This window comes from Paenibacillus mobilis (assembly GCF_058267595.1).
Genome location: NZ_JBZCMS010000019.1, coordinates 1 through 25,670, shown reverse-complemented (window position 1 = coordinate 25,670; position 25,670 = coordinate 1). Strand labels below are relative to the sequence as shown.

Below are 25,670 nucleotides of genomic sequence, written 5' to 3'. Positions count from 1 at the left end.
GAGCGCGGTATTCGGAGGTCCCGCTAGGTCTTAAACGAGCTTTTTGGAGGATAGCCGCCTCTTGTATGGTTTTTTTGTCGTGTCCGGATCAATTGCCGACAGTTTATTACGCATTTCCATCAATCTCAGGGGGAATCGCTAGCCTTCAGGCAGGAACAAACGTTAGGACCGGTGCTGAAAAAGGGGAACATAAAAGCGCCTTAGGCGTTCTTTTTCCAGCAGGGATAGGGGGTTGCAAAAATACGCGGAGGTCTCTCAATTTGTCGTAAATTTCTTTAGGGGGGCCTCCCTTGTTTGACAAACTTTCCAAAACGCGCCGCCTATAATGGGACATACCCAAACTTGAGAACAGGTGGTGCGGTTAATGGAGAAGCGAAATGTGATTGCGTTTCCGGGAATGAAGAGAAGTAAGGAACAAGGGGAAAAGAATGGCTTGGCTGACAAGTGGAAAGAATGGCCTGCAGCGGCTCGGTTCATTCGGTTCGTTACGGCCAACAAATGGGGCATGCTGCTGACCTTGGTTGGATTCCTTCTCGGCAAGGCAACCATATTGAATGAGCTTAGTCCTTTTGCAGCCGCTTATTTCGCGGTGATCGCTTTCATGCGGAGGGATTTGGTGATTCCGGTGTTCGGCGCCGTTTTGCTGGGTTCGCTGTTTGCGGTACAGCCGCATCTGCCGACCGTTTTATGCGAGATGGTCATGATCCTGCTGATGAAAAAGGGGATGGAGACCTTTGAACGCTCCGAATTGTCGTATGCGCCCATTATGGTGTTTACGGCCTCCTTTTTTGTGAATCTGTTCGAAGCGGTCATCGGGCCTTCGCTTACCTGGTATGCGCTGACAATGGCGGTGATGGATGCGGTGCTCGGCTTTGTGCTGACGCTGGTCTTCATTCAGGCCCTGCCGGTGTTTACATTTCGGAAGAAATCGGTTCAGCTCAGGAACGAAGAGATCTTATGTCTGATCATTCTGCTGGCCTCCGTCATGACCGGTGCGGTGGGCTGGAAGGTGTACGGGCTTTCGTTGGAGCATATTTTATCCAGGTACCTCATTTTGCTGTTTGCTTTAGTGGGGGGAGCCCCGCTCGGCGCCTCCGTAGGGGTCGTGACGGGGCTGATCCTCAGTTTGGCCGACATGTCGGCGATTTATCAGATGAGTTTGCTGGCTTTTTCGGGTATGCTGGCAGGCATGCTGAGGGAAGGGAAAAAGTGGGCGGTTGGCTTCGGCATGCTGCTCGGTTCTTCCATATTGTCGATCTATCTATCAGGGCCGGGTGACATTATGGCCTCCACCTGGGAGACCTGCATCTCCGTCGCGTTATTTTTGCTAACCCCTAAGGCTGTTACGGGAATGATCGCTAAGTATGTGCCGGGAACGCAGGATCACAGCCAGTCACAACATGAATATGCAAAAAGAATCCGGGATATTACAGCGGAAAGAGTAACGCAGTTCTCGCAGGTATTTAAGCAGCTGTCCCGCAGCTTCGGCCAGATGGCCGGCTCCTCGGAAATCTCCAAGCGGACTCAGGAGCTGGATCATTTCATGAATGCGGCAACCGATAGCGCCTGTGCGACCTGCTTCCGAAAAAACCAGTGCTGGGACGGGAAGTTCTATCAGACATATAAATATATGACGGAAATGATGTCGGCGATCGAAGAGAATCCGGAATTCCGCAAGGAAGACATACCGCCAAGTTGGAACAAAATCTGCTGCAAAACGGATCAGGTATTGGCCGTCATGAAACACGAATATGATCTCTACCAACATGATATGCACTGGAAACGCCAAATATACGACAGCCGCCAGCTTGTGGCGGAGCAGCTGTCCGGCGTTTCGCAGGTTATGGAGGATTTGGCTAAGGAAATTAAGCGGGAAGGGCAGGAAATGTCCCTGCAGGAGGAGCAGATCCGCGAAGCTTTGGAACAGATGGGGTTGTCCATTCACAGCGTCGATATTATTTCTTTGGATCACGGCCAGGTCGAGATCGAGATGATGCACAATTTCACAAAAGGTTATGACGAATGCCGCAAACTGATTGCGCCGCTTCTTTCGGACATTTTGGGGGAACAGATTACGGTGGTGAACGAAACGCCGGGCATGAAAGAAGGTATCCGGATGGTGACGTTCGGTTCGGCCAAGACCTTCGAGATTGTAACCGGAGTAGCCGGTACTGCAAAAGGAGGCGACCTGCTGTCCGGCGACAGCTTCAGCGCGGTCGAGCTCGGCAACGGCAAATTTGCCGTTGCGCTGAGCGACGGGATGGGCAACGGCGAGCGGGCGAAGCTGGAGAGCAGCACCGCACTGGGCATTTTGGAACAGCTGCTGCAGTCCGGCATGGACGAAACGTTGGCGATCAAATCGGTTAACTCGGTGCTGATGCTGCGTTCGCCGGACGAAGTATATGCTACGGTGGATATGGCTTTGATCGACGAATATTCGGCAAGAACGACATTTCTGAAAATCGGCTCCTCGCCAAGCTTCATCAAACGGGGCAGCGAGGTGATTCCGGTCAGCGCCAGCAATCTGCCTATCGGGATCATTCAGGATATCGAAATCGACCTGGTGACCCTGCAGCTGCATCCCGGCGATACGCTTATTATGATGACGGACGGGATCTATGACGCCCCGGGCCATGCGATTAACAAAGAGCTCTGGATCAAACGCCTGATTACGGAAATCGAAAGCGACGATCCGCAGGAAATGGCCGACTGCCTGCTCGAGTCGGTGATCCGCTATCAGAAAAATCAAATTCAGGACGACATGACCGTGGTCATCGCCAAGGTGAATCACCACATGCCGGCCTGGTCGACACTGCAGATTCCGGGGCTTCAGCGGATGGACCGGCCTCGGACCGTCAGCTGACTTTTAGTGATCTTTAGTTCCGTGCAATTATATGAAAAGGAAGGTGTGCGCTTGAGATTCAATTTAAAAAGGTACGAATGGCTACATGCCATTTGAGCCATTTATATACGGAACAAAAAGCAGAAAAGGGCCGTACGGTGAGGTGCGGCTTTTTTCTGCTTTTCTTTTTCTTCCCGTCTTCTTCCCGTCCTCTTTATGTCCCTATTAAATCTTATTCTCAGAGTTTAAATGCTAGTTTCGATGGAAAAGCTAGAGATAAACGGGATCAACACGATCTCGGTCAGGAAGGATCCGGCTCCGCCCGTCAGGCGGACCATCGAAACGGGGGAAACGAAGATGAAGCAAATTCTTTTAATAACAGACGGGTGTTCGAATGTGGGGCAAAGTCCGGTCATGGCTGCTTCTTTTGCCAGACAAGAAGGCATTACGGTCAATGTGGTGGGCATTATCGACTACGGCACGATCGGCGAGCTTGGCGCGCAGGAAATTCAGGAGATCGCCAAGGCGGGCGGGGGAATGAGCCGTCTGGCCGACACCAAGCAGCTGGCCAAAACGATGCAGATGATGACGCGCAAAACGGTGGTTCAGACTATCCAGCAGGCGGTTAATAAGGAGTTAAAGCAAATTCTGGGAAATGAATCCCTGGAGGATTTGCCGCCGGCCAAACGGGGCGAAGTGGTGGAAGTGATGGATGAGCTGACCGAAACTTCACCGCTGGATGTAGCTCTGTTGATCGACGTCAGTGCCAGCATGAAACCGAAGCTTGCCGCCGTGGAGGAAGCGATCCGGGATTTAATGCTTAGCCTGGGGGCCCGGGAGGGTCAAAGCCGGCTTGCCGTTTTTCATTTTCCGGGAAATCATGGCGGCGAGGAAGTTGTGCTGGATATCGATTGGACCACGGATTTGGGCAGCACGCGTTCGCTGTTCCAGCGTCTGGTGATGAAAGGGGCTACGCCTACCGGACCTGCCCTGCTGAAGGTGATTGATTTCTTCCGATATGGTACACTTAATGGATACCAAACAGATCTGGGTGAAAATGGTGCAGGAGAAGGAATTCTCAGTGACTACGTCCACTGATCTGGCTTTATCGCCGGGGACGGTTATCCGCGGCCGCTGGCGCGGGGGCAGCTATCGGATCCGAAGGCTGCTCGGCAAAGGAGCAAACGGGGTGGTTTACCTCGTTCAGCAGGAAAATGGCGGCCGGAGTTACGCGCTAAAGCTGGGTTTTGATACGGTGGATCTGCAATCGGAAATCAATGTGCTTAAGACGCTGCAGAATACGGGAAACCGCAGGACCCCGGATAACGGGGCCGCTTTCCTGGTCGAGGTGGACGATGCCGAGCTGGCGGGCGGCAAGGTTCCTTTTTACGTGATGAGGTATGTAAAAGGAGAACCTTTAAGCGTGTATATTTCACGCAAAGGTCCGGATTGGCTGGATTTGACCGGGCTGAATGTGCTGAAGCAGCTGCGGATGCTGCATGAAAGCGGATATGTATTCGGCGATCTAAAACCCGACAACATCATGGCCGGAGGTTATGGCGACGTCGAGCTGATCGATTACGGCGGAGTGAGCCAAATTGGCCGCAGCGTCAAACAGTTTACCGAGTGGTATGACCGGGGATTTTGGAATGCGGGGAGCCGCACGGCGGATGAAGCTTATGACTGGTTTTCCTTCTCCGTGGTCTGCATCCATCTTCTCTGCGGGGATGAACTCAGAAAAGCGGCCAAAACCATTCCCCAGATGCGGACGGTGGACGATCTTTTGAACATCGTGAACAGCCAGCCGCGGCTTAAGCCTTATTCAGGCTGGTTAAAGCGGGGGCTCACAGGGAGGTTCGAGAACGGCAGGGAGGCTTTCCATCTCTGGGATCGGACCATTTGCAGACGTCCTTCCGGGCGTATTTCCCGGAGATCGACTCCCGGCTGGCTGACAGGAGCTTTTGCGTTATCGGTCGTGCTGCTGCTTTGCGCCTTATATTTATTTCTTCGGTAACGATGCGATAAGCGATAATCGATAAACGGCCCTACGGTAACTTACATAGAATAAATGCCTGTTAAAGGCAGACCTTGATGAATGAAGTGAAGATGGAAAGAAGGAATTCCTGATGGAGCCGAACCTAAGCCGTACGGTGGAACAGGTAAAAGAACTCGCACAGGAGAACGGCTTATGGTCGCCTGGAGATACTATTGTGGTCGCAGTTTCGGGAGGTCCGGACTCTGTGGCCCTTTTGCATATCCTGAGCCGGATTGCCGGAGAGGACAGGGCGGGACTGCAGCTGATCGTCGCTCACGTAAATCACGGGTTCCGGCCAGTGGAATCCGCCGAAGAAGTAGAATTCGTCCGACGCTTGGCGGAGGTTTACGGCTGGCCTTTCGAGCTGGCTGAGCTGGACGTTCCCCTTTATATGAAGGAACACGGAATGGGCGGCCAGGAAGCGGCAAGGAAACTGCGGTATGAATTTCTGCACCGTGTGGCTCAAAAATATGGGGCAAAATCCATAGCCCTTGCCCATCACGGAGACGATCAGGCGGAGACGGTTTTGCTTAAACTGCTAAGAGGCAGCGGGCTAACGGGCCTTGGAGGCATGCGGATAAAACGGAAGGAAAAAAATGTGGAACTTATCCGGCCTCTGCTCCGTATGTACAAGACGGACCTTATCCGGATCTGCGAGGAAAGCGGACTGGGGTTTGTGACAGACAGCAGCAACTTGCTAAACAAATATGCAAGAAATGCAATCAGGCTGGATGTGCTTCCTTTTTTGGGGCAATATAATGGTCAGTTGGTTCCCTCTTTAAACAGGCTGGCCAGTATAGCCGAAAGTGAAGACGACTTTATGAACCAAGCTGCGGAAGAAGAAATGGAGCGTCTGGTGAGCCGCGATAGGAGCGGTTCCCTGAACTTGAGCTGCGCGTCTTTGGCCGGGCTACATGTCGCTTTACAACGGAGGTTGATTAAACTAATATTAACTTATCTGCCTTTAAATACGGAAGAATCGGACTTTGCCAAGGTTGAAGCAGTTCGGCGGGGGGCGCTGCAGAAGCAGCCGACCACCTGGCGAATCGATCTGGGCGGCGGACTGATCTGCCGCCGAGAGTATGATGCCTTAAGTTTCCTTGCACGCAAAGAGGCTGGGAAAGAGGCTGTTTTTCAATGTCTGGTGGAAGCTTTGCCGGCTGTAGTCCCCGTACCGGGAACAGGCCGGATTTTACATATCCGGCGGCTGCCGAAGATCGGACTGCCTAAGACATTGAAACCGCTTAGCAAAGACGAAGCCCTGTTTGATGCGGACGAGCTGGCCTGTCCGCTTACCGTACGTACCCGGCTTCCGGGCGACACCATCCGGGTGATGGGGCTTGCCGGAAGCAAGAAGGTCAAAGACATCTTTATTGATGACAAGGTTCCACCCTCCTCGCGCGATGCGATTCCCGTAATCACGGATGCTTCGGGCCGGATCCTCTGGATTCCTGGCATCCGGCGCTCGGATGCGGCACTGGTCCGGCAAGGAACGGAATCCGTCATTTCGATGAGCTGGGAGGCCGAAAGCGGCAATGCCGGGCTGGTCATGGGTGGAGACGGATATTCATAGTATAACTTTAGGAGGTTCGCGTTAAGTTGCAGAATGACATTCAAGAAGTACTGATCACACGGAAACAAATCGAGGATAAGGTAGCCGAATTGGGAGCCATCCTCAGCAAGGAATACGAGGGACGCAATCCGTTGGTGATTTGCGTGCTCAAAGGCGCGTTTATTTTTATGGCGGATCTGGTTAAGGAAATCACGGTGCCGATCGAGCTTGATTTTATGGCTGTTTCGAGCTACGGGGCTTCAACGAAATCTTCCGGAGTGGTTAAGATTATTAAAGATCTGGACACCTCTGTTGAAGGACGCGACGTCCTGATTGTTGAAGACATCATCGACAGCGGATTGACGCTTACGTACCTGATTGACGTGCTGCGCCGCCGCGGGGCGAAGTCGACGGTTGTGGTTACGCTGTTCGACAAGCCGGCCCGCCGGACGGTGGATCTGCAGGCGGACTACACCGGCTTTGTATTGCCAGACGAGTTTGTTGTAGGTTATGGTTTGGATTACGCCGAGAAGTATCGCAACCTCCCTTTCATCGGAGTGCTAAAGCCAGAGATTTATACAACCTAAGGACAAAGGCGCTGGCCTTGCCCGCACCGCCGGCCCGTCCGGTTGAGAACGCCGCAACGGCTATGGTAAAATAACTAATGTGTCTTGAGAGGAGGTAGGGGATGAATCGGTTCATCCGGAATTCTGGTTTTTATTTGATACTTTTCTTAGTAGTGGTGGGCATTGTCCAATTCCTAAGCGGCGGTAATGAATCGGCAAACACCCCTCGATACGATGAACTGCGCCAACAGCTTGCAGCGAATCAGATAGAGGAAATGACCGCACAGTTTGACGGCTACACCTATCGGGTGACCGGCAAATACAGAGAGCAAATTGGGGACAATAAATCCAAAAACTTTACCACCTACGTTCCTTATGATACTGCGGTCATAAGCGAATTAACGATTAAAGCCCAGCAGAATAACGTTAAATTCAGTATGAAGCCAATGGAAGGGGAAAGCATTTGGCTTACTTTCCTGACCTCCATTATTCCGTTGGCGATTATGTTTATTTTGTTCTTCTTCCTCTTTAATCAAGCTCAGGGTGGCGGCGGCAAGGTCATGAATTTCGGCAAAAGCCGTGCGCGCTTATATAATGAAGAGAAGAAGAAGGTTACTTTTGAAGATGTAGCGGGGGCAGACGAAGAGAAACAAGAGCTTGTCGAAGTTGTTGAATTCCTGAAAGATCCTCGCAAGTTCTCGGCAGTCGGGGCGCGTATTCCGAAAGGGGTACTGCTCGTAGGTCCTCCGGGAACAGGTAAGACACTCCTTGCCAGAGCCGTAGCCGGCGAAGCTGGCGTACCGTTCTTCAGCATTTCCGGTTCCGACTTTGTGGAAATGTTCGTCGGCGTGGGTGCATCCCGTGTCCGCGACTTGTTCGAAAATGCCAAGAAGAATGCCCCATGTATCATTTTTATCGATGAAATTGACGCAGTAGGCCGTCAGCGCGGCGCCGGACTTGGCGGCGGGCATGACGAACGCGAGCAAACCCTCAACCAGTTGCTCGTTGAAATGGACGGCTTCGGCGCAAATGAAGGTATTATCATCGTGGCGGCAACCAACCGTCCGGACATTCTGGATCCGGCGCTGCTCCGTCCAGGCCGTTTTGACCGTCAAATCACGGTTGACCGTCCTGACGTTAAAGGCCGCGAGGCTGTGCTGAAAGTACACGCTCGCAACAAGCCGCTGACGAAGAACGTCAATCTGAACACCATCGCGAAGCGCACTACCGGCTTTACCGGAGCCGATTTGGAGAATTTGCTTAACGAAGCGGCCCTCCTGGCGGCGAGACGCAACCGCAGAGATATTTCGATGACTGAGGTGGACGAAGCCATCGACCGCGTTATCGTCGGTACCGAGAAACGCAGCCGCGTGATCAGCGACCGCGAGAAACGGATTGTAGCTTTCCATGAAGCGGGTCATACGATCGTCGGCTACTTCCTGGAGCATGCCGATATGGTTCACAAAGTAACGATTATTCCTCGCGGACGCGCCGGCGGATATGTCATCATGATGCCGAAGGAAGACCGCATGCTCGTTACGAAGCAGGAGCTGCTTGACCGCGTTACCGGTTTGCTTGGCGGCCGTGTAGCGGAAGAATTGTTCATCGGGGAAATCGGAACCGGTGCGCACAGCGACTTCCAGCAGGCGACAAGCATTGTCCGCAGCATGATCGTCGAATATGGCATGAGCGAGAAGCTTGGACCGATGCAGTTCGGCACCTCCCAAGGCCAGGTATTCCTGGGCCGGGATATCGGACACGAGCAGAACTACAGCGATCAGATCGCTTACGAGATCGATCAGGAAATGCAGCGTTTCATCAGCGATTGCTACGAGCGCTGCCGCGAGCTTCTGACGAAACATTCCAAAGAAGTTCACCTGATTGCCGAAACGCTGCTTGAGCGTGAAACGCTTGAGCTTGATGATATCAAGCAGTTGATCGAAAGCGGCCATATCCAGGAAGACAACAACGATAACGGCGGTAGCGACAACGGCAGCAATGAATCCGGCGCTCCGATCATCGACAATGTTGGCGATGTCAGAGTCCGTATTCAAGGGAAAGAAGGAACGGAACCTAACATCCCTGAAGGAGATATCCCGAATAATATTCCTGGCGAAGGCGAACCTTCCCGCGATGTTCCGGTGGATACCCCTGACGGTACGGTAAACGATCTTCCGAACAACCCGCCTGAGAATGGCGACAACAATAATGATCCAAACGGCGGGGGCAACCGCACGGTTTAATCTGTTTCAGGTTTCATGCCTGTTCGGGTTAAATCGACGCTCCTTCCTAGGTTTGAACAAGACTGTCTTTAAAGGGTTTCCTTTAAAGGCAGTCTTTTTTGTTAGAGAAATGAAGGAAAATGAAGGCTTGCGGGCTTTCTTAAAGGTCTGAGACTTGACTTGGAGAGAAATTTGCAGCAAAGGTTTTAAATATGCCAAAATTTTTTTGTTCACGATCTAAATCGGGGTTTTCCAAGCTGTTACAGCCGCTGTGTCAATTGACAGGGGGACTAACGTTGTGTAAATTAGTTGTTATCAATAAAGACTTTTCTATGAAACTTATCTTTATAAGCATATTATAGACGCCGCGGCTGCTGAAGCTGCGAGAGTTTAGGGGGGACTAAGGTGGAAGCATTGGCTTTGGAGCGGAAAGCGGAGCAAAACCGCGAGCTGCGAGAGAAGCTTCTTCGTCTTAAGAAAGAACGCAACGCCATCATACTTGCTCATTATTATCAGCGGGATGAAATTCAGGAGGTCGCCGATTTTAGAGGGGACTCTTTTCTGCTTGCCCAGAAAGCGGCGGCTACCGACGCTGATGTTATCGTTTTTTGCGGGGTTCATTTTATGGGGGAAAGCGCCAAGATTCTGGCGCCGAATAAAACGGTGTTGATTCCGGACGAACGGGCCGGTTGTCCGATGGCCGATATGGTCAACGTGGACGGACTTCGCAAGCTGAAAGCCCAGCATCCAAATGCCAAGGTCGTTACCTATATCAACTCTTCGGCTGAAATCAAAGCGGAAACGGATATTTGCTGTACATCATCCAATGCCGTCAAAGTGATCCAGTCGCTTGATGCGGAAGAAATCATTTGGGTACCGGATAAAAATCTCGGTCATTACGTCCAGCAGCACACAGACAAAAAGATGATCATCTGGGAAGGCTACTGCAACACCCACGACATGCTCACGGTCAAACATGTAATGGAGATGAAAGCCAAATACCCGGATGCCGAATTCGTCGTACACCCTGAATGCCGGCCTGAAGTAGTCGCTATGGGCGACTTTGTAGGCAGCACTACAGCAATCTTGGACTATTGCAAAAATTCCCCGGCCAAGCGGTTTATTGTCGGCACGGAAGACGGAACCGGTTACCAGCTTCGCCTCGACAGCCCGGACAAGGAATTTATTTTTGCCACCAAATTTCTGGTTTGTCCCAACATGAAAGTTAACAACCTGAAGAAGCTGGTCAAATGTCTTGAAACGATGCAGCCGCAGATTTACGTTCCAACCGAGGTCGCCGACAAGGCCAGAACATCCCTAGAGCGCATGTTACAAGTTCAGTAGCATGCGCTACTCTCTTGTTTAGATAGGTGAAGGTTATGATACCGCAATATTTGGTCGATTTTGATTTGAAAAAAATGCCGTCGGCTTATACCGATGTCGTCATTATCGGATCTGGAATTGCCGGTCTGTTCACCGCTTTAAAAGCAGCAGAGACCCGCAAGGTAACCTTGATTACAAAAAAAGAGCTGATGGAAAGCAACACCCGCTACGCCCAAGGCGGCATTGCCGCCGTCATGTCCGAAGAGGATTCGACGGCCGAGCATGTGGAGGATACGCTGATCGCCGGAGCCGGATTATGCCGTCCGGAGGCCGTGCAGGTGCTGGCTGAAGAAGGGCCTGCTGCCGTCCGCGAGCTGATTGCCCTTGGAGCGGAATTTGACCTTGAGAACGGCCGGCTCGCGCTGACGAAGGAAGGGGCGCACAGCCACCGGCGGATTTTACATGCCAACGGCGACGCGACCGGGTACGAGGTTGTCCGTGCTTTAGCGGTCAAAGCTAAAAATCATGCCAATATAAAGCTGTTGGAGCATCATTATGTCATCGACCTCGTTCAGGATGAACAGGCCTGCCGCGGCGTGCTGGTTCAGCGTCCAGACGGCGGACGTTTTTATCTGCAAAGCACGGCCGTTGTCTTATGTTCAGGCGGAGCCGGCCAGTTGTATCGTTATACGACCAATCCCGAAGTCGCTACGGCTGACGGTCTGGCCATGGCTTATCGCGCCGGGGCTGTCATCCGGGATGCTGAATTTATCCAGTTTCATCCTACGGCCCTTTGTTATGCGGGCGCTCCCCGTTTTCTGATCTCTGAGGCGGTGCGCGGCGAAGGGGCGGTGCTGCGGAACAGCCGCGGGGAACGTTTTATGGAAAAATACCATCCACAGCTCGAGCTGGCACCTCGCGATGTGGTGGCCAGGGCGATTGTCAGCGAGATGGAGCAGACGCATGCCCAGATGGTCTATCTGGATATTACCCACGAGAAACCGGAGCTGATCCGGCATCGTTTTCCTACTATATATGAAACCTGCTTAAGTTACGGGCTGGATATGACGACGGATTGGATTCCCGTGGCTCCGGCTGCGCATTATATGATGGGAGGCGTTCGGACGAACCTGGATGGGGAAACGAACATCCCTCGTTTATTTGCCTGCGGGGAAGTTTCCTCAACCGGCGTGCATGGGGCCAATCGACTGGCCAGCAACTCGTTATCGGAAGCGTTGGTTTTTGGTGCCCGTATTGTAAAAAGAATTCTCGAGCTCGAAGTGTTGCCGGAGCATGAGTGCGCCAGCTTTGATGGCGGCCGTACGACTGAACCGGCCCGGGATCTTCCCGAAAGAAAACTCAATTTGCAAAAAACAATGGTACGCAAAGTAGGTCTGCGCCGGACAGGAGAGCTTTTGCAGGAGGGACTGCGGGAGCTGAAACGGGAGCAGGAGATTTTTTGCGCCAAATTGGAAACCACCGAGCAGCTGGAGTTTGCCAACATGCTCACTTCCTCCCTGCTTATAACCGAAATGGCGCTGCAGCGCGAGGAAAGCCGCGGGGGCCATTACCGGGAGGATTTTCCGGAGCGGAGGGACGAGGTGTGGCGCAAACATCAGCTTTGCAGCCGCAATCAAGAAATGCTGGAGGTACAAAGTCTATGATTCTGAACGGTTATAATGAAGCTTTGGTCGAGTCGATCAAGGGCTGGCTCAGGGAAGATGTCGGCTCCGGGGATATCAGCACGATGGCTACGGTTGCACCCGGAGAACAGTCGATGGGCATTATCCACGCCAAAGACGACGGGATTATGGCAGGCATGCCTATTGCCGGGTTGGTTTTTGAGATCGTAGATCCGAGCCTTGTATTTACCCCTAAGGTGAAGGATGGCGACAAGGTCTCCAAAGGCACTGTATTGGCTACTGTGGAAGGCAGCACGCACAGTATTTTAACGGGGGAACGTCTGGCTTTGAACCTGATGCAGCGGTTATCCGGCATAGCTACGCGTACCAGAACTTATGTCGATGCCCTGGAGGGCCTTTCGGCCCGCTTGGTTGATACGCGGAAAACGACGCCCGGACACCGGATGCTGGAAAAATATGCGGTGCGGACCGGAGGCGGCCATAACCACCGTTTCGGATTATATGATGCCGTTATGATCAAAGATAATCATATTAAAGGTGCGGGTGGCATTAGTCAGGCAGTAAGCCGGGCGCGGGCCCAGATTCCGCATACGATGACCATAGAAGTGGAAACCGAAAATCTGCAGCAGGTCGAAGAAGCGCTCGCGGCTGGAGCCGATATCATCATGCTGGATAATATGCCGAACGAGCTGATGAGCGAAGCCGTAAGGAGAATTAAAGCGGCCGCTCCTCACGTGAGAGTGGAAGCTTCCGGCAACGTCAATCTGCAGACGATCCGGTCCATTGCGGAAACCGGCGTTGACCTTATTTCCGTTGGACGGTTGACTTATTCTTTTGAAAATCTGGATATCAGCCTCGACTTGAACGCGAAGAAAGAGAGGTAAACCATGATTGTTGTGGTGGATGTAGGCAATACGAATATCGTATTGGGCATATACGAGAAAAAGGAGCTCCTGCATCATTTCAGGCTCAGTACCAACCGCCAGGCAACGACGGACGAATACGGCGTGTTGATTTACAACTTGTTTCAAATGTCCAAAATTGATGTAGGGGATATAGAAGGGGTCATCATTTCTTCGGTAGTTCCGCCGCTGATGCATGTGATCGAGCGGATGTGCGAAATCTATTTGAAGAAAAAACCTCTCGTCGTAGGACCCGGTATCAAAACTGGGCTTAATCTCCGGTATGAGAACCCGCGCGAAGTGGGTGCCGACCGCATTGTCAATGCGGTGGCCGCTGTGGAGCATTATGGAGGCGGGCCGTTGGTCGTGGTGGACTTCGGTACGGCGACTACTTTCGATTGCATCGATGCAGACAACAACTATTTGGGTGGGGCCATTGTGCCCGGCATCGGCATCTCGACGGAGGCTTTATATCTGCGGGCTTCCAAACTCCCGCGCATCGAGCTGGAGAAGCCTAAGAAAGTAATCGGGCGCAACACCGTCCATGCCATGCAGTCCGGCATTATTTTCGGCTATGCGGGTCAAGTGGACGGCATCGTTAACCGGATCGCCAAGGAAATGAACGCAGCGCCCAAGGTGATTGCTACCGGCGGCCTTGCTGAGCTGATTGCCGGCGAAGCGGAGACGATCCATGAGGTGAATCCGATGCTTACGCTGGAGGGCCTTCGTCTGATTTACGAGCGTAATGCCTGAGGGCATAATAAGACTTAATACGATTCAGTCTTGGGAAGATCACATAAGAAGATGCGGGATTCGAGCTCCAGTAGTCCCTGCAAGGAAGAAGGAGGCATGTACAAATGGAACAGGAAAAAGACCGGTTAATCCGGGGAATCGCGATGGATGGTAAAGTACGTGCTTTCGCGGTGCGGACCACAGCTTTGGTTGAGGAGCTTCGTTCCCGGCATGACACTTACCCTACAGCCACAGCCGCATTGGGCCGTACGCTGACGGCCGGTGCCATGATGGGCGCCATGCTGAAAGGCGAGGAAAGGCTGACCATTCAGGTCAAAGGCGACGGTCCGCTGGGCCAAATCGTCGTTGATGCCAACGCCAAAGGCGAGGTGCGCGGATACGTTTATGAACCGCATGTTCATTTGCCGGCCAATAGTTTGGGGAAACTGGATGTTGCGGGTGCGGTGGGCACGACCGGATTCATCCATGTAACTAAAGACCTTGGCCTGAAAGAACCGTATCGCGGCAGCGTGCCGATTATTTCAGGCGAGCTGGGCGAGGACTTCACGTACTATTTTGCCTTGTCTGAGCAGACGCCTTCTGCCGTTGGGCTTGGCGTGCTGGTGGACACCGACAATTCGGTTATCGTGGCGGGCGGTTTCATCATTCAGCTGCTGCCGGGTCTGGAAGACAGCGAAATCTCGACCATAGAACAGGCGGTGGCGCAAATGCCGCCGGTGACTTCGCTGCTGGAGCAGGGCATGAGCGTGGAGGAAATGCTGCGCTGGCTGCTGCCTGACGTGGAAATCATGAGCGAAATGGATATCACCTTTAAATGCAGCTGTTCCCGGGAGCGCGTGGAGCGCACGCTGATCAGCTTGGGCGAAGAGGAACTGGTCCGCTTGATCGAGGAAGAGGAAGTGACGGAGGTTGTCTGCGACTTCTGCCGCGAGGCTTATCAGTTTAACGGGAACCAAATGAGAGAACTACTGGAACAGGCGAAGGCTTAACCAATTAGTAAAGGTCTCCTTCTTTATGAAGCGAGGCCTTTTTGTTGCGGCACCCGGACTCGGTCCGGTTCTCCAGCGGTTATTGTTGACAAGAGATAACGAAGATTGTTAAGATAATAGTAACAAATACCCACTTAATAACTCGGAAATAAAATCCCTGGATTTAGCTTCTAGTTTGGCTATTATTTTTTCTCAGGGATTTCTCTTGCTGAAATCGCATGTATTATTCAATTCATCAAAGATAAGCAAAATTCATTTTATCTTCTATTTATTAATTTGAGGAGGTATACATTATGGCTAGAATCGTAAACAACGTAATCGAACTGATTGGGGACACTCCGCTTGTGCGTCTGAACCGTATCGTGCCTGAGGATAGCGCGGAAATCTACGTGAAGCTGGAATATCAAAACCCGGGTTCGAGCGTTAAAGACCGTATTGCTTATAGCATCGTTGAGGAAGCCGAGAAATCGGGCCGTTTGAAACCCGGCGGAACGATTGTGGAAGCTACCAGCGGCAACACGGGTATTGGTCTTGCGCTTGTCGCCGCAGCCAAAGGTTATAAAGCCATTATCGTTATGCCTGAAACGATGAGTATTGAACGCCGCAACCTGCTGCGCGCTTATGGTGCCGAGCTGGTGCTCACTCCGGGATCGGAAGGCATGAACGGAGCCGTTAAAAAAGCCGAAGAAATTTTGGCTGAAAATCCGGATTATTTCCTGGCCGACCAGTTCCGTAACCAGGCTAACGTGAAAATCCACCGTGAAACTACAGGCCCGGAAATCGTGGAAGCGATCAACTCCCTGGATGGTAAGCTGGACGCTTTTGTAGCGGGCATTGGTACAGGAGGCACCATTTCCGGTGCCGGTGAGGTGCTGAAGCAAAACTTCCCTGGCATCAAAATCTATGCGGTAGAGCCTGCAGCTTCCCCGATCCTATCGGGCGGCAAACCAGGACCTCATAAGATCCAAGGCTTGGGTGCCAACTTCATCCCTGAAATTTTGAACCGAGAAATCTATGACGAAATCATTCATGTTGAGAATGAGGAAGCCTTTGAACAGGCCCGTATCGTAGCTAGAGAAGAAGGCATTTTGTCCGGCATTTCCTCTGGTGCCGCCGTATTTGCAGCTCTGAAAGTGGCGAAAGAGCTGGGCAAAGGCAAACGTGTTATCGCGGTTATTCCAAGTAACGGGGAACGTTACCTGAGTACTCCACTCTACAACTTCGAAGGTTAATCCTGTCCTTCCTCGGCCCCGCTGATCCTGAATAAGGAAAGGCGGGGTTTATTTTTTGATTCACTTTTTGATTCACTATGTCTCTTTTTAGCGGCTGGTCAAGAACGGAACCGTTTAGTATACTAGCAGACAATAACGAAGAGAAAATGCGTAACGGGGGATGAAATGAGTACGGTTTTGACAGCTTTTGATCAATGGAAATCCTGGCGGCAAGAGGGTTGGGGACTGCTGCCCGTTGCCGTCAAACGTCGAGGGTTGCAGCTCCCCCAAAGCTGGGAACACTTGTGGCAGCAAGCCTCTCCTTACTCATTTGTGCTGGAGAGCGGCAAAGACGGGCGATATACGATAGCGGGTATTCACCCTGTGGAAGTGCTGCGGGGCAAAGGCGGGGCCGCCGAATTGTTTCACGTGGAAAAAAAACATAAAGAGGCGCTCGTAGGCCCGCCCCTTCAAATTCTAGACAGCTGGATGCGGCCTTACACCGCTCCCGTCCTGCAGGAGCTGCCCAAATTCGGCGGCGGTTTTGTCGGGTATTTGAGCTACGATGTGGCCCGTTCCCTGGAGAAGCTCCCCCATCAGGCCGAAGATGATCTTCAACTGGATGATTATATCTGGATGCGGATGGAGGAGGTTTGGATCTACGATCACGAAACCAGGGATGTCTATGCCTTGGTGCATGTGCCGGTCAGGGACGCCGCCCAAGGGATTGAGGAGGAGAAACCGGGGCCGGGAGCTGTGCCAACAAGCAAACCAGGGAAAGCTGGAAAAACAACGCCCCCCGAGGCCGAGCTGAAGCGTACGGATGTCTTGGGCGGCCTTCCGGACAACTCTGTTCCAGCGGAGGAACACCTATCCGCCGAGCATCTGTACAAGCTGTATGAAGAGGCTGCCCGCAGAGCCGAAGGTATGCTGGACCTTTGGGAAGAGGTGGGGCGTCAGGCTGAGGCCTCCGAAACCCATCAAATCCGCCGGAAGCTTGCGGCTTCTCCCCCGGATTGGGATTTGAGCACGCCTATGGCCGAAGAAGGCTGGACTACGTCGTTTGGACAGGCTGATTTCGAGACGGCTGTCCGCCGGATTCAGGCCTATATCGCAGCGGGAGACGTCTTCCAGGTGAATTTGTCCATGCGCCGCCAGCACCGGCTTCAGGCCGGGGCCGAAGAACTGTACGAATGGTTCAGGCTCATTAATCCTTCCCCCTATATGGGGCTGCTTCGCTTCCCGGACTTTCAACTGGTCTCCGGTTCTCCGGAGCTGCTGGTCAGCCTGCATGAGGGGCGTATGGGCGCCCGTCCCATCGCCGGAACCAGAAGGCGCGGGAAAGATGCGGAGGAGGATGCAGCCATGGCTGCGGAGCTGCTGGGGAGCCAGAAGGAACGCGCCGAGCATATCATGCTCGTCGACCTGGAACGGAACGATCTGGGCCGGGTAGCCGCTTATGGCACTGTCCGGGTCAGCGAGCTGCTTAAGGTGGAGTATTACTCCCATGTCATGCACCTGGTTTCCCAAGTGGACGGTGAACTTGGCCGAGAAAACAGCCTGTTTGACTTGATTGCGGCCACCTTCCCCGGCGGGACTATTACCGGAGCACCGAAGGTACGGACGATGGAAATCATCGAAGAATTAGAGCCCGTTACGCGTGGGCCTTATACGGGGTCGATCGGATGGATTGACTATCAGGGCAATATGGAATTAAATATTGTCATCAGGACTATGATCGTGAAGGATGGCTGCGGTCATATCCAGACTGGGGCCGGAATCGTGATTGATTCCGATCCCTATAGAGAGTACAGAGAGTGCGAGAATAAGGCCCGTGCTGCCAGAGCGGCGGTCCGCTATAGCGAACTGAGCCGCACACAGGCGGTTACGGCCGTAGACTAGAGGAGCTGAGCTTAGATGATATTGGTGATTGATAATTACGATTCGTTTACTTACAACCTGGTGCAGTATTTGGGAGAACTGGGCGAAGAAATTATCGTGAAACGGAACGATGAGATTGATTTGGAGGGGATTCGGCAGCTGAATCCCGATCATATCCTGATCTCTCCGGGACCCTGCACGCCGAATGAGGCGGGGATCAGCCTGGACCTGATCGAACGTTTTAAGGGAGAGATTCCGATCTTTGGCGTATGCCTCGGTCACCAAGCCATAGGCCAGGCGTTCGGCGGAAACGTCATCCGTGCGGAACGGTTGATGCACGGCAAAACGTCGCCGATTTTTCATGAAGGGCAATCGGTCTTTGAAGGGCTTCCTTCGCCCTTTACGGCAACCCGCTATCATTCCCTGCTGGTAGAGCGCGATACTTTGCCGGACTGCCTGGAGATTACGGCCGAAACGCAGGAAGGCGAGATTATGGGCCTCCGCCATAAGGAGTTCGACGTGGAAGGCGTTCAGTTTCACCCGGAATCGATTGTGACCGATCATGGTTATGAAATCTTGCGCAACTTCCTGAAGCGCACCAAGAAAGAAGCGAGCATATGAATTTTATCGGCATTAACGGCATGATCGTGCCCGCCGACAAAGCCATGGTATCCGTTATGGATCATGGCTTTTTGTACGGAATGGGCCTATTCGAAACCTTTCGTACTTACGGCGAGGTTCCCTTTTTGCTGAATGAGCATCTGGACAGGCTGCGCGAGGGCTGTAGGGCGATCGGAATCCGGGCTGAGCTGGATCAGGAACGCATTCAGACGCTGATCCGAGGTTTAATGGAGGCGAATGGGCTGCATGAGGCTTATATTCGTTATACCGTCACGGCAGGAACAGCGCCGCTCGGTCTTCCGGGAGAACCTTATGCTCATCCGGCAGAGGTGATCTACGTCAAAGCTCTGCCGCCGCATTCGGCCGATCTTTACACGAAGGGCAAAGTTTTGTATGTCCTCCGGACTCCGCGCAACACGCCGGAAGGTCCGGTGCGACTGAAATCGCTCCATTATATGAATAATATACTGGCGAAGCAGGAGCTGATAGAGGCTGAACATAAGCACGGCAGTTTCGTAAATCCCGAGCAGCTGCCTGCCGAGGGGTTGATGCTGACTCCGGACGGGAAACTGGCCGAGGGGATTGTCAGCAATCTTTTTCTATTGGCGAAAGGCCAGCTTCTGACTCCTTCCGTACATACGGGCATTTTACCGGGCATCACCCGAAGAGTGGTTATCGAATCAGCAGCGGAACTTGGCTTGGAAGTAGTGGAGGGGAGGTTCGACGGGGAGCTGCTCTCTGCCGCTGAAGAAATTTTTATGACCAACTCGGTACAGGAGCTCACGCCCGTTACGAGAATCGTAGGGACCGGGGGGCAAGTGACCGTGGTTGGCGGCGGAAAGGTCGGTTCTTTAACAAGCGCGCTGCTCCAAACCTACAGGGAACGAACAGGAGGGTACTAAAGGATGAATCCGATGATCTATAAAAGAAGCTACGATTGCGGCCCGGCAAGTTTCGAACTGGGGACACGTACGCTGGTGATGGGCATTTTAAATGCCACGCCGGACTCTTTTTCCGACGGGGGACGTTATACCGATGTAGACAAAGCGCTGGCCCATGCCTTAGAGATGATTGAAGCTGGAGCGGAGCTCATTGATATCGGCGGCGAATCGACAAGGCCCGGACACGAAAGCGTCAGCCAGGAGGAAGAGCTGCGACGTGTGCTGCCCGTTATCCGAGCCGTTCATGAAGCGGTTCCTCACATTCCGATCTCGATCGATACTTACAAGGCCGAGGTAGCCAGGCAGTCGCTGCTCGCCGGCGCTCACATCATCAACGACGTTTGGGGCTTCAAACAGGATCCGGCTATGGCGGCCGTGGCCGCCGAGTTTGGTTGTCCCGTTATTCTGATGCATAACCGCGATAACCTGGATTACGGCGATTTTGTGCGGGATATGAAGTCCGACCTGCAGCAGAGCATAGAGCTGGCGGTAAATGCCGGAGTGAAGGCGGAGCAGATTATTTTGGACCCGGGCATCGGGTTTGCCAAAACCTATGAGCACAATCTCGAGGCGATGCGTTCGCTGGACAAGCTGGCGGAGATGGGATATCCGCTGCTGCTCGGTACCTCCCGGAAAAGATTCATCCGCACCGCACTCGACGTGCCCGTTGAGGAAACGGTTATGGGCACCGCGGCGACGGTCGCGTTCGGCATCGCCCAAGGCTGCCAGATCGTGCGGGTTCACGATGTGAAGGAGATCAAACAGACGGCGCTGATGTGTGACGCCATGCTTTACGGTTAATTTTTATGATGCAGTTAGATTTCATAACATCTGGAGCCGGTTATAACATAACAAAGTTGATTTTTAACTAGTAAAATTTTCAAGGAGGCGTATGGTATGGATAAAATGGTGCTGCGGCGTATGGAGTATTACGGATATCACGGTGTTTTTGAAGAGGAGCGGAAGCTGGGCCAGCGGTTTTATGTAGACCTCGAGCTGCAAATGGATTTGAGGGCAGCCGGGGAGTCCGACGATTTGACCAAAACGGTAAATTATGCCGAAATTCATGAACGGGTAAAGGACATTGTTGAGAATAAGAGCTTCAGGCTGATCGAGGCCCTTGCCGAACATATTGCATCGGACCTGCTGGACACTTATACTGTTATAGATGCGTTGACGGTAAAGCTGACGAAACCACATCCGCCGTTTGATATTCATTTTGAAGGGGTAACGGTTGAACTGTTCAGAACAAGAAAGTGAGTATAAACGATGAATGACCACCTGTCCTCTGAGTTGTCAGAGGCTTATATAGCATTGGGGGCCAACCTGGGGGACCGTGAGGCGACCCTGCTGGAAGCGATCCGGAAGCTGGATCTTCATCCCCACATTACGGTTGCGCGCTGCTCGAATATGTATGAAACGGAACCTGTCGGTTACGTCGATCAGCCTGATTTCGTCAACATGGCCATCGCCGTGGAGACCAGCCTTTCGCCGCAGGAGCTTTTGGGATTTATGCTGGAGACGGAGCTAGAGCTGGGACGCGAGCGCAGCATCCGCTGGGGGCCGCGGACCGTGGATCTGGATTTGCTTTGGATGGATGGTTTGACTCTGGATACCCCGGAGCTCACGCTTCCTCATCCAAGGATGATGGAACGGGCTTTTGTGCTCGTGCCGCTTGCGGACGTTGTTCCGGAGCAAGGCGGCGGGAAAGGGCAAGGCCTCCGTGGCAGTTTGGATCAGGCATTAAGCCGGCTCCCGGAGAAGAAAGGAATTTGCTTGTGGAAAACATGCACCTGGCGCAGCGAATCCGCGCCTTCAGAAAACTAAAAGGCTTCACCCAGGCCCAGTTTGCCGAAGAAACCGGCATATCTTTGGCGGTTCTGGGCGCAATTGAACGCGGTAACCGCCGCGTAGAAGATCAAATTTTAAATAAAATTGCAGAGAATCTGGGCGTTTCCGTATCGGAGCTTACAGACCAACCGCGCGAGGCTTGAGAGATTACAGCCGGTAGGAACGGCTGTTTCAGGATAGAGGGTTTTATTTTCAAAGGTTCATCAACAAATCATCCATGAGCAAAGAGGTGAGCAGAAGTGCTGAAGATCGGCGATATTGAAATGAAAAACGAGGTTGTTCTCGCTCCAATGGCCGGCGTCTGCAACCCGGCATTCCGCCTGATTGCCAAGGAGTTTGGCACCGGTCTGGTCTGCGCCGAGATGGTTAGCGGCAAAGCGATTGTGCACGGCAACGAGCGTACGCGTGAAATGTTGTTTGTGGACGAGCGCGAGAAGCCGCTCAGCCTGCAGATTTTTGGCGGGGACAGAGACGCCTTGGTAGAAGCGGCAAAAGTGGTCGACCAGGAAACCAATGCGGATATCATCGATATCAACATGGGCTGCCCTGCGCCTAAAGTGCCAAAAGCCGACGCCGGCGCCCGCTGGCTGCTGGATCCCAATAAAATCAATGAAATGGTCGCGGCTGTTGTAGCCGCCGTTCAAAAGCCGGTTACCGTCAAGATGCGAATCGGCTGGGACCATGACCATATCTATGTCATTGACAACGTAAAAGCGGTTGAAGCCGCAGGCGGCAAGGCCGTCAGCATCCATGGCCGTACCCGGGAACAGCACTACACGGGAAAAGCCGACTGGAGCTACATCAAGCAAGCTAAAGAGGCAGTGGCCATTCCGATCATCGGCAACGGTGACGTGGCAACGCCGGAGGACGCCCGCCGGATGCTGGATGAAACAGGCTGTGACGGCGTCATGATCGGCCGTGGAGCCTTGGGCAACCCTTGGATGCTGTATCGTACCATTGAGTATCTCAAAACAGGCGTGCTTATGCCGGAACCTGACGCGGAAGAGAAAATCCGGATCGCGATTCTACACATGGACCGGCTGGTTGCTCTTCGCGGCGAGTATGTGGCGGTCAGAGAGATGCGCAAGCATATCGCTTGGTACCTTAAGGGCCTGAAAGGCGGGTCCCGGATTAAAGACATCATCATGGAAGAGACCAAACGGGACGAAATGGAGCGTATTCTTAAGGAATACGTGGCTATGCTTCAGGAAACGGGCGAGGATAAAATGCAGCCGGCCTAAACCGTGAATATTTCCTGAATTTACATGGTTATAAACCTGCTGTTTTCATTTTACGTGTCATTGACATTTTGCAAAGGTTAACCTATAATTTCTCAGTATAAATTCGCCATTTGGAGATTACTTCCATGAGATGAGTGCGTTCTCATCTCTGCATCATTGCATATGATATTCTCAAATGACACGTGATTACTTCACGGCCGGCACCGGTCTTTGGTGCTTGCTGCCTCCTCGATGATAGGCTCTTGTCCAAGAGGCCTGGCACCTGGGGTGCAGAGGGCGAAAATTTTTTCCATGACAGGAGAATCGGTTGAGATGAGCGATAAAGAAGTTATTCTAACGCAGGACGGTCTAAAGAGACTTGAGGAAGAGCTTGAAAATTTGAAATCCGTCAAACGCCGCGAAGTGGCAGAACGGATTAAAGTAGCGATCGGCTACGGCGATATCAGTGAGAACTCGGAATACGAAGACGCTAAAAATGAACAGGCGTTTATCGAAGGCCGGATTTTGACCTTGGAGAAAATGCTTCGTAATGCACGAATTATCAGCAATGATGATATAGATACCGATACCGTGAGCGTTGGAGTTACCGTGATTGTTGAAGACCTCGAGTTCGGCGACACAATGGAATATGTCATCGTTGGTACGGCCGAGTCCGATCCGCTGCAAAATAAAATTTCGAATGAAAGCCCTGTCGGCAAAGCGATCCTTGGCAAAGCTAAAGGCGCTGTCGTGGACGTAGCCGTTCCGGCCGGCACGATTCAATACAAAATTCTCGATATTAAGAAATAAGATCGATTATTTTTCAACAAGAAGCTTCCCTTTGGAAGCTTCTTTCCCTGTTTTTTTAAGCGATGTTCTTAAGGCCTTTAGGCAAGGATGAAATTAAGGAGTTGAAATCAGGAATGACTGAAGAAAATGTAAGCCAGGAAAATGCAGCTTCAGAGCTTGAAGTCAGTGAGCTGCTGCAAATCAGACGCGACAAATTGGACGAGCTTCGCGGAATGGGCGTAGACCCTTTCGGCAAGAAATTCGACCGCACCCATAACGCCGGCGATATTTTGAGAACTTACGACAGCCTGACGAAAGAGGAATTGGAGGAGAAAAAAATCTCCGTTCAAATCGCGGGCCGTATTATGGCTAAACGGGCTATGGGTAAGGCAAGTTTTGCCCACATCCAGGATCTCACCGGTAAAATCCAGATTTATGTCCGTAAAGATACCGTTTCCGAAGTGGAATACAACGTATTTGATCTGCTTGATCTTGGCGATATCGTGGGCGTTAGCGGCGAAGTGTTCAAGACCAAAACCGGAGAAACTACGATTAAAGTACACAGCCTTGAACTGCTGTCCAAATCGCTGTACCCGCTGCCGGACAAGTATCATGGGTTGAAAGACGTAGAGCTGCGTTACCGTCAGCGTTATGTCGACCTGATCATCAATCCGGAAGTTCAGCAAACGTTTATTACCCGTTCCCGGATCATCCAGTCCATGCGCCGTTACCTCGATTCGCTCGGCTATTTGGAAGTGGAGACCCCTACCCTGCACAACATTGCAGGCGGTGCCGCGGCTCGTCCGTTTATTACGCACCACAATGCATTGGATATGGAACTGTATATGCGGATCGCTATCGAGCTTCATCTGAAACGGCTGATCGTCGGCGGGCTGGAGAAAGTATATGAAATCGGCCGCGTTTACCGGAACGAAGGGATTTCGACGCGCCATAATCCCGAGTTCACCATGATCGAGCTGTATGAGGCCTATGCCGACTATAAAGACATCATGGCCTTGACGGAAAATATGGTCGCTCATATTGCCGAGGAAGTGCTTGGCACGCAAACGATCGAATATCAAGGACATATGGTTGATCTTAAACCGCAGTGGAGACGTGTATCCATGGTGGATGCCGTTAAAGAAGTTACAGGCGTAGACTTCGGCGTTCAAATGACAAATGAAGAAGCGCACCGTCTGGCTGCAGAACATAAAGTTCCAGTCGAAAAACACATGACCTTCGGCCATATTTTGAACGCATTCTTCGAGCAGTTTGTGGAAGAAACGTTGATTCAGCCTACATTCGTTACCGGCCACCCGGTTGAAATCTCTCCGCTTGCGAAGAAAAACGCGGAAGACCCGCGCTTCACGGATCGCTTCGAGCTGTTTATTGTAGCGCGTGAACATGCTAATGCCTTCACCGAGCTGAATGATCCGATCGATCAGCGTCAACGGTTTGAAGCGCAACTGACTGAACGTGAGCAGGGTAACGATGAAGCCCATGAGATGGATGATGACTTCATCCGCGCTCTGGAATACGGGATGCCGCCTACAGGCGGACTTGGCATCGGTATCGACCGTCTGGTGATGTTGCTGACCAACTCGCCATCGATCCGTGACGTGCTTTTGTTCCCTCACATGCGCTCCCGCGCCGGAGAACAAGCTTAAGGACAAGGTTAGAGAACAAGAGACCAGCAGGGCTGGAATAGCCCTGCTGGTCTCTTGTGTTTTTGTACTCAAGGCCGAATAGTGTGTATCCTCTAAGGTTATACTTTCACTCAGATCATGGGTGCTCATTAATGGGGCAAGAGTTAATTAAAAAACTTTAGAAAAATGCTTGCATAATGACTTGAGCACGTGGTATATTATATTTCCGGCCAAGCGATAAAGGTTTTTGATGAAGTCGAAAAACGAATTTCATAAAAAGCTTGCAAAGCTGGTTCGGACATGATAAGATATAAGAGTTGCTGCTGAGAACGAAAATAGCAACGAAATGAAAAGTTTGATCTTTGAAAACTGAACAACGAGTGAGAAATAAATGAGATACATTGGGGATGAAATTCAAATCCATGTGGATTTGAATTTCGCTCCGATCTCGTCAGATTCAAAATGAGCTAAACAAACACTTTTATGGAGAGTTTGATCCTGGCTCAGGACGAACGCTGGCGGCGTGCCTAATACATGCAAGTCGAGCGGAGTTAATCGGAAGCTTGCTTCCGATTAACTTAGCGGCGGACGGGTGAGTAACACGTAGGCAACCTGCCTGCAAGGCTGGGATAACTACCGGAAACGGTAGCTAATACCGGATACGCAAGAGAGTCGCATGACTT

The 25,670-nt window shown here is 52.1% G+C and carries 22 protein-coding genes and 1 rRNA gene; all 23 read left to right on the top strand.

Annotated elements, in window-relative coordinates:
* The first annotated feature begins 397 nt into the window (after positions 1–397).
* Positions 398–2,863, top strand: a complete 2,466-nt coding sequence (gene spoIIE, locus AC3ZPD_RS22200; protein WP_490986459.1) for a stage II sporulation protein E — start codon at positions 398–400, stop codon at positions 2,861–2,863.
* Positions 2,864–3,199: 336 nt separating this feature from the next.
* Positions 3,200–3,940: a vWA domain-containing protein gene (locus tag AC3ZPD_RS22195; protein WP_490986423.1), complete on the top strand. Its 741-nt coding sequence runs from the start codon at positions 3,200–3,202 to the stop codon at positions 3,938–3,940.
* Positions 3,924–4,856 (top strand): serine/threonine protein kinase, encoded by a 933-nt coding sequence (locus AC3ZPD_RS22190; RefSeq protein ID WP_490986422.1) that lies wholly within the window; start codon positions 3,924–3,926, stop codon positions 4,854–4,856. Before AC3ZPD_RS22195 ends, AC3ZPD_RS22190 begins: the two co-directional genes overlap by 17 nt.
* A 112-nt stretch (positions 4,857–4,968) precedes the next feature.
* Positions 4,969–6,450, top strand: a complete 1,482-nt coding sequence (gene tilS, locus AC3ZPD_RS22185) for a tRNA lysidine(34) synthetase TilS (protein WP_490986421.1) — start codon at positions 4,969–4,971, stop codon at positions 6,448–6,450.
* Positions 6,451–6,476: 26 nt separating this feature from the next.
* The gene (hpt, locus tag AC3ZPD_RS22180; protein ID WP_490986420.1) at positions 6,477–7,016 is read left to right on the top strand and encodes a hypoxanthine phosphoribosyltransferase; all 540 of its coding nucleotides are present in this window, start codon (positions 6,477–6,479) and stop codon (positions 7,014–7,016) included.
* Between the two features lie 101 nt (positions 7,017–7,117).
* On the top strand, positions 7,118–9,238 hold the full coding sequence (gene ftsH / locus AC3ZPD_RS22175) for an ATP-dependent zinc metalloprotease FtsH (RefSeq protein WP_490986419.1): 2,121 nt from the start codon (positions 7,118–7,120) through the stop codon (positions 9,236–9,238).
* Positions 9,239–9,622: 384 nt separating this feature from the next.
* The gene (gene nadA, locus AC3ZPD_RS22170) at positions 9,623–10,561 is read left to right on the top strand and encodes a quinolinate synthase NadA (RefSeq protein WP_490986418.1); all 939 of its coding nucleotides are present in this window, start codon (positions 9,623–9,625) and stop codon (positions 10,559–10,561) included.
* Positions 10,562–10,596: 35 nt separating this feature from the next.
* Positions 10,597–12,204, top strand: coding sequence for an L-aspartate oxidase (gene nadB / locus AC3ZPD_RS22165; RefSeq protein ID WP_490986417.1), 1,608 nt, complete (start codon positions 10,597–10,599; stop codon positions 12,202–12,204).
* The gene (gene nadC / locus AC3ZPD_RS22160) at positions 12,201–13,067 is read left to right on the top strand and encodes a carboxylating nicotinate-nucleotide diphosphorylase (protein WP_490986416.1); all 867 of its coding nucleotides are present in this window, start codon (positions 12,201–12,203) and stop codon (positions 13,065–13,067) included. The genes nadB and nadC overlap by 4 nt, the downstream gene beginning before the upstream one ends.
* A 3-nt stretch (positions 13,068–13,070) precedes the next feature.
* Positions 13,071–13,838 (top strand): type III pantothenate kinase, encoded by a 768-nt coding sequence (locus tag AC3ZPD_RS22155; protein ID WP_490986415.1) that lies wholly within the window; start codon positions 13,071–13,073, stop codon positions 13,836–13,838.
* A 104-nt stretch (positions 13,839–13,942) separates the two neighbouring features.
* On the top strand, positions 13,943–14,827 hold the full coding sequence (gene hslO, locus AC3ZPD_RS22150) for an Hsp33 family molecular chaperone HslO (RefSeq protein WP_490986414.1): 885 nt from the start codon (positions 13,943–13,945) through the stop codon (positions 14,825–14,827).
* Positions 14,828–15,120: 293 nt separating this feature from the next.
* Positions 15,121–16,059, top strand: coding sequence for a cysteine synthase A (cysK, locus tag AC3ZPD_RS22145; protein ID WP_490986413.1), 939 nt, complete (start codon positions 15,121–15,123; stop codon positions 16,057–16,059).
* A gap of 165 nt (positions 16,060–16,224) precedes the next feature.
* The gene (locus AC3ZPD_RS22140; RefSeq protein ID WP_490986412.1) at positions 16,225–17,940 is read left to right on the top strand and encodes an anthranilate synthase component I family protein; all 1,716 of its coding nucleotides are present in this window, start codon (positions 16,225–16,227) and stop codon (positions 17,938–17,940) included.
* Between the two features lie 15 nt (positions 17,941–17,955).
* A complete protein-coding gene (gene pabA, locus AC3ZPD_RS22135; protein WP_490986411.1) occupies positions 17,956–18,540 on the top strand; it encodes an aminodeoxychorismate/anthranilate synthase component II in 585 nt (194 codons plus the stop codon).
* On the top strand, positions 18,537–19,442 hold the full coding sequence (locus AC3ZPD_RS22130; protein WP_490986410.1) for an aminotransferase class IV: 906 nt from the start codon (positions 18,537–18,539) through the stop codon (positions 19,440–19,442). The genes pabA and AC3ZPD_RS22130 overlap by 4 nt, the downstream gene beginning before the upstream one ends.
* A 3-nt stretch (positions 19,443–19,445) precedes the next feature.
* A complete protein-coding gene (folP, locus tag AC3ZPD_RS22125; RefSeq protein ID WP_490986409.1) occupies positions 19,446–20,282 on the top strand; it encodes a dihydropteroate synthase in 837 nt (278 codons plus the stop codon).
* 96 nt (positions 20,283–20,378) lie between these two features.
* Positions 20,379–20,741, top strand: coding sequence for a dihydroneopterin aldolase (gene folB, locus AC3ZPD_RS22120; protein ID WP_490986408.1), 363 nt, complete (start codon positions 20,379–20,381; stop codon positions 20,739–20,741).
* Between the two features lie 9 nt (positions 20,742–20,750).
* Complete coding sequence (gene folK, locus AC3ZPD_RS22115) at positions 20,751–21,308, top strand: 2-amino-4-hydroxy-6-hydroxymethyldihydropteridine diphosphokinase (RefSeq protein WP_490986407.1); 558 nt, start codon at positions 20,751–20,753, stop codon at positions 21,306–21,308.
* On the top strand, positions 21,260–21,475 hold the full coding sequence (locus AC3ZPD_RS22110) for a helix-turn-helix domain-containing protein (RefSeq protein WP_490986406.1): 216 nt from the start codon (positions 21,260–21,262) through the stop codon (positions 21,473–21,475). Before folK ends, AC3ZPD_RS22110 begins: the two co-directional genes overlap by 49 nt.
* 96 nt (positions 21,476–21,571) lie before the next feature.
* Positions 21,572–22,573: a tRNA dihydrouridine synthase DusB gene (gene dusB / locus AC3ZPD_RS22105; RefSeq protein WP_490986405.1), complete on the top strand. Its 1,002-nt coding sequence runs from the start codon at positions 21,572–21,574 to the stop codon at positions 22,571–22,573.
* A 312-nt stretch (positions 22,574–22,885) separates the two neighbouring features.
* On the top strand, positions 22,886–23,362 hold the full coding sequence (gene greA / locus AC3ZPD_RS22100; RefSeq protein ID WP_490986404.1) for a transcription elongation factor GreA: 477 nt from the start codon (positions 22,886–22,888) through the stop codon (positions 23,360–23,362).
* Between the two features lie 113 nt (positions 23,363–23,475).
* Positions 23,476–25,008: a lysine--tRNA ligase gene (gene lysS / locus AC3ZPD_RS22095; RefSeq protein WP_490986403.1), complete on the top strand. Its 1,533-nt coding sequence runs from the start codon at positions 23,476–23,478 to the stop codon at positions 25,006–25,008.
* Between the two features lie 459 nt (positions 25,009–25,467).
* A 16S ribosomal RNA gene (locus AC3ZPD_RS22090) occupies positions 25,468–25,670 on the top strand; the annotation flags it as partial.

Excerpts from the sequence above, each read along its gene's own strand:
- cysK (WP_490986413.1), top strand. The coding sequence starts at position 15,121 with ATGGCTAGAATCGTAAACAACGTAATCGAACTGATTGGGGACACTCCG.
- AC3ZPD_RS22195 (WP_490986423.1), top strand. The coding sequence starts at position 3,200 with ATGAAGCAAATTCTTTTAATAACAGACGGGTGTTCGAATGTGGGGCAA.
- AC3ZPD_RS22130 (WP_490986410.1), top strand. The coding sequence starts at position 18,537 with ATGAATTTTATCGGCATTAACGGCATGATCGTGCCCGCCGACAAAGCC.
- tilS (WP_490986421.1), top strand. The coding sequence starts at position 4,969 with ATGGAGCCGAACCTAAGCCGTACGGTGGAACAGGTAAAAGAACTCGCA.
- folB (WP_490986408.1), top strand. The coding sequence starts at position 20,379 with ATGGATAAAATGGTGCTGCGGCGTATGGAGTATTACGGATATCACGGT.
- folP (WP_490986409.1), top strand. The coding sequence starts at position 19,446 with ATGAATCCGATGATCTATAAAAGAAGCTACGATTGCGGCCCGGCAAGT.
- nadC (WP_490986416.1), top strand. The coding sequence starts at position 12,201 with ATGATTCTGAACGGTTATAATGAAGCTTTGGTCGAGTCGATCAAGGGC.
- pabA (WP_490986411.1), top strand. The coding sequence starts at position 17,956 with ATGATATTGGTGATTGATAATTACGATTCGTTTACTTACAACCTGGTG.
- greA (WP_490986404.1), top strand. The coding sequence starts at position 22,886 with ATGAGCGATAAAGAAGTTATTCTAACGCAGGACGGTCTAAAGAGACTT.
- nadB (WP_490986417.1), top strand. The coding sequence starts at position 10,597 with ATGATACCGCAATATTTGGTCGATTTTGATTTGAAAAAAATGCCGTCG.
- folK (WP_490986407.1), top strand. The coding sequence starts at position 20,751 with ATGAATGACCACCTGTCCTCTGAGTTGTCAGAGGCTTATATAGCATTG.
- lysS (WP_490986403.1), top strand. The coding sequence starts at position 23,476 with ATGACTGAAGAAAATGTAAGCCAGGAAAATGCAGCTTCAGAGCTTGAA.
- AC3ZPD_RS22155 (WP_490986415.1), top strand. The coding sequence starts at position 13,071 with ATGATTGTTGTGGTGGATGTAGGCAATACGAATATCGTATTGGGCATA.
- ftsH (WP_490986419.1), top strand. The coding sequence starts at position 7,118 with ATGAATCGGTTCATCCGGAATTCTGGTTTTTATTTGATACTTTTCTTA.
- AC3ZPD_RS22140 (WP_490986412.1), top strand. The coding sequence starts at position 16,225 with ATGAGTACGGTTTTGACAGCTTTTGATCAATGGAAATCCTGGCGGCAA.
- spoIIE (WP_490986459.1), top strand. The coding sequence starts at position 398 with ATGAAGAGAAGTAAGGAACAAGGGGAAAAGAATGGCTTGGCTGACAAG.
- hslO (WP_490986414.1), top strand. The coding sequence starts at position 13,943 with ATGGAACAGGAAAAAGACCGGTTAATCCGGGGAATCGCGATGGATGGT.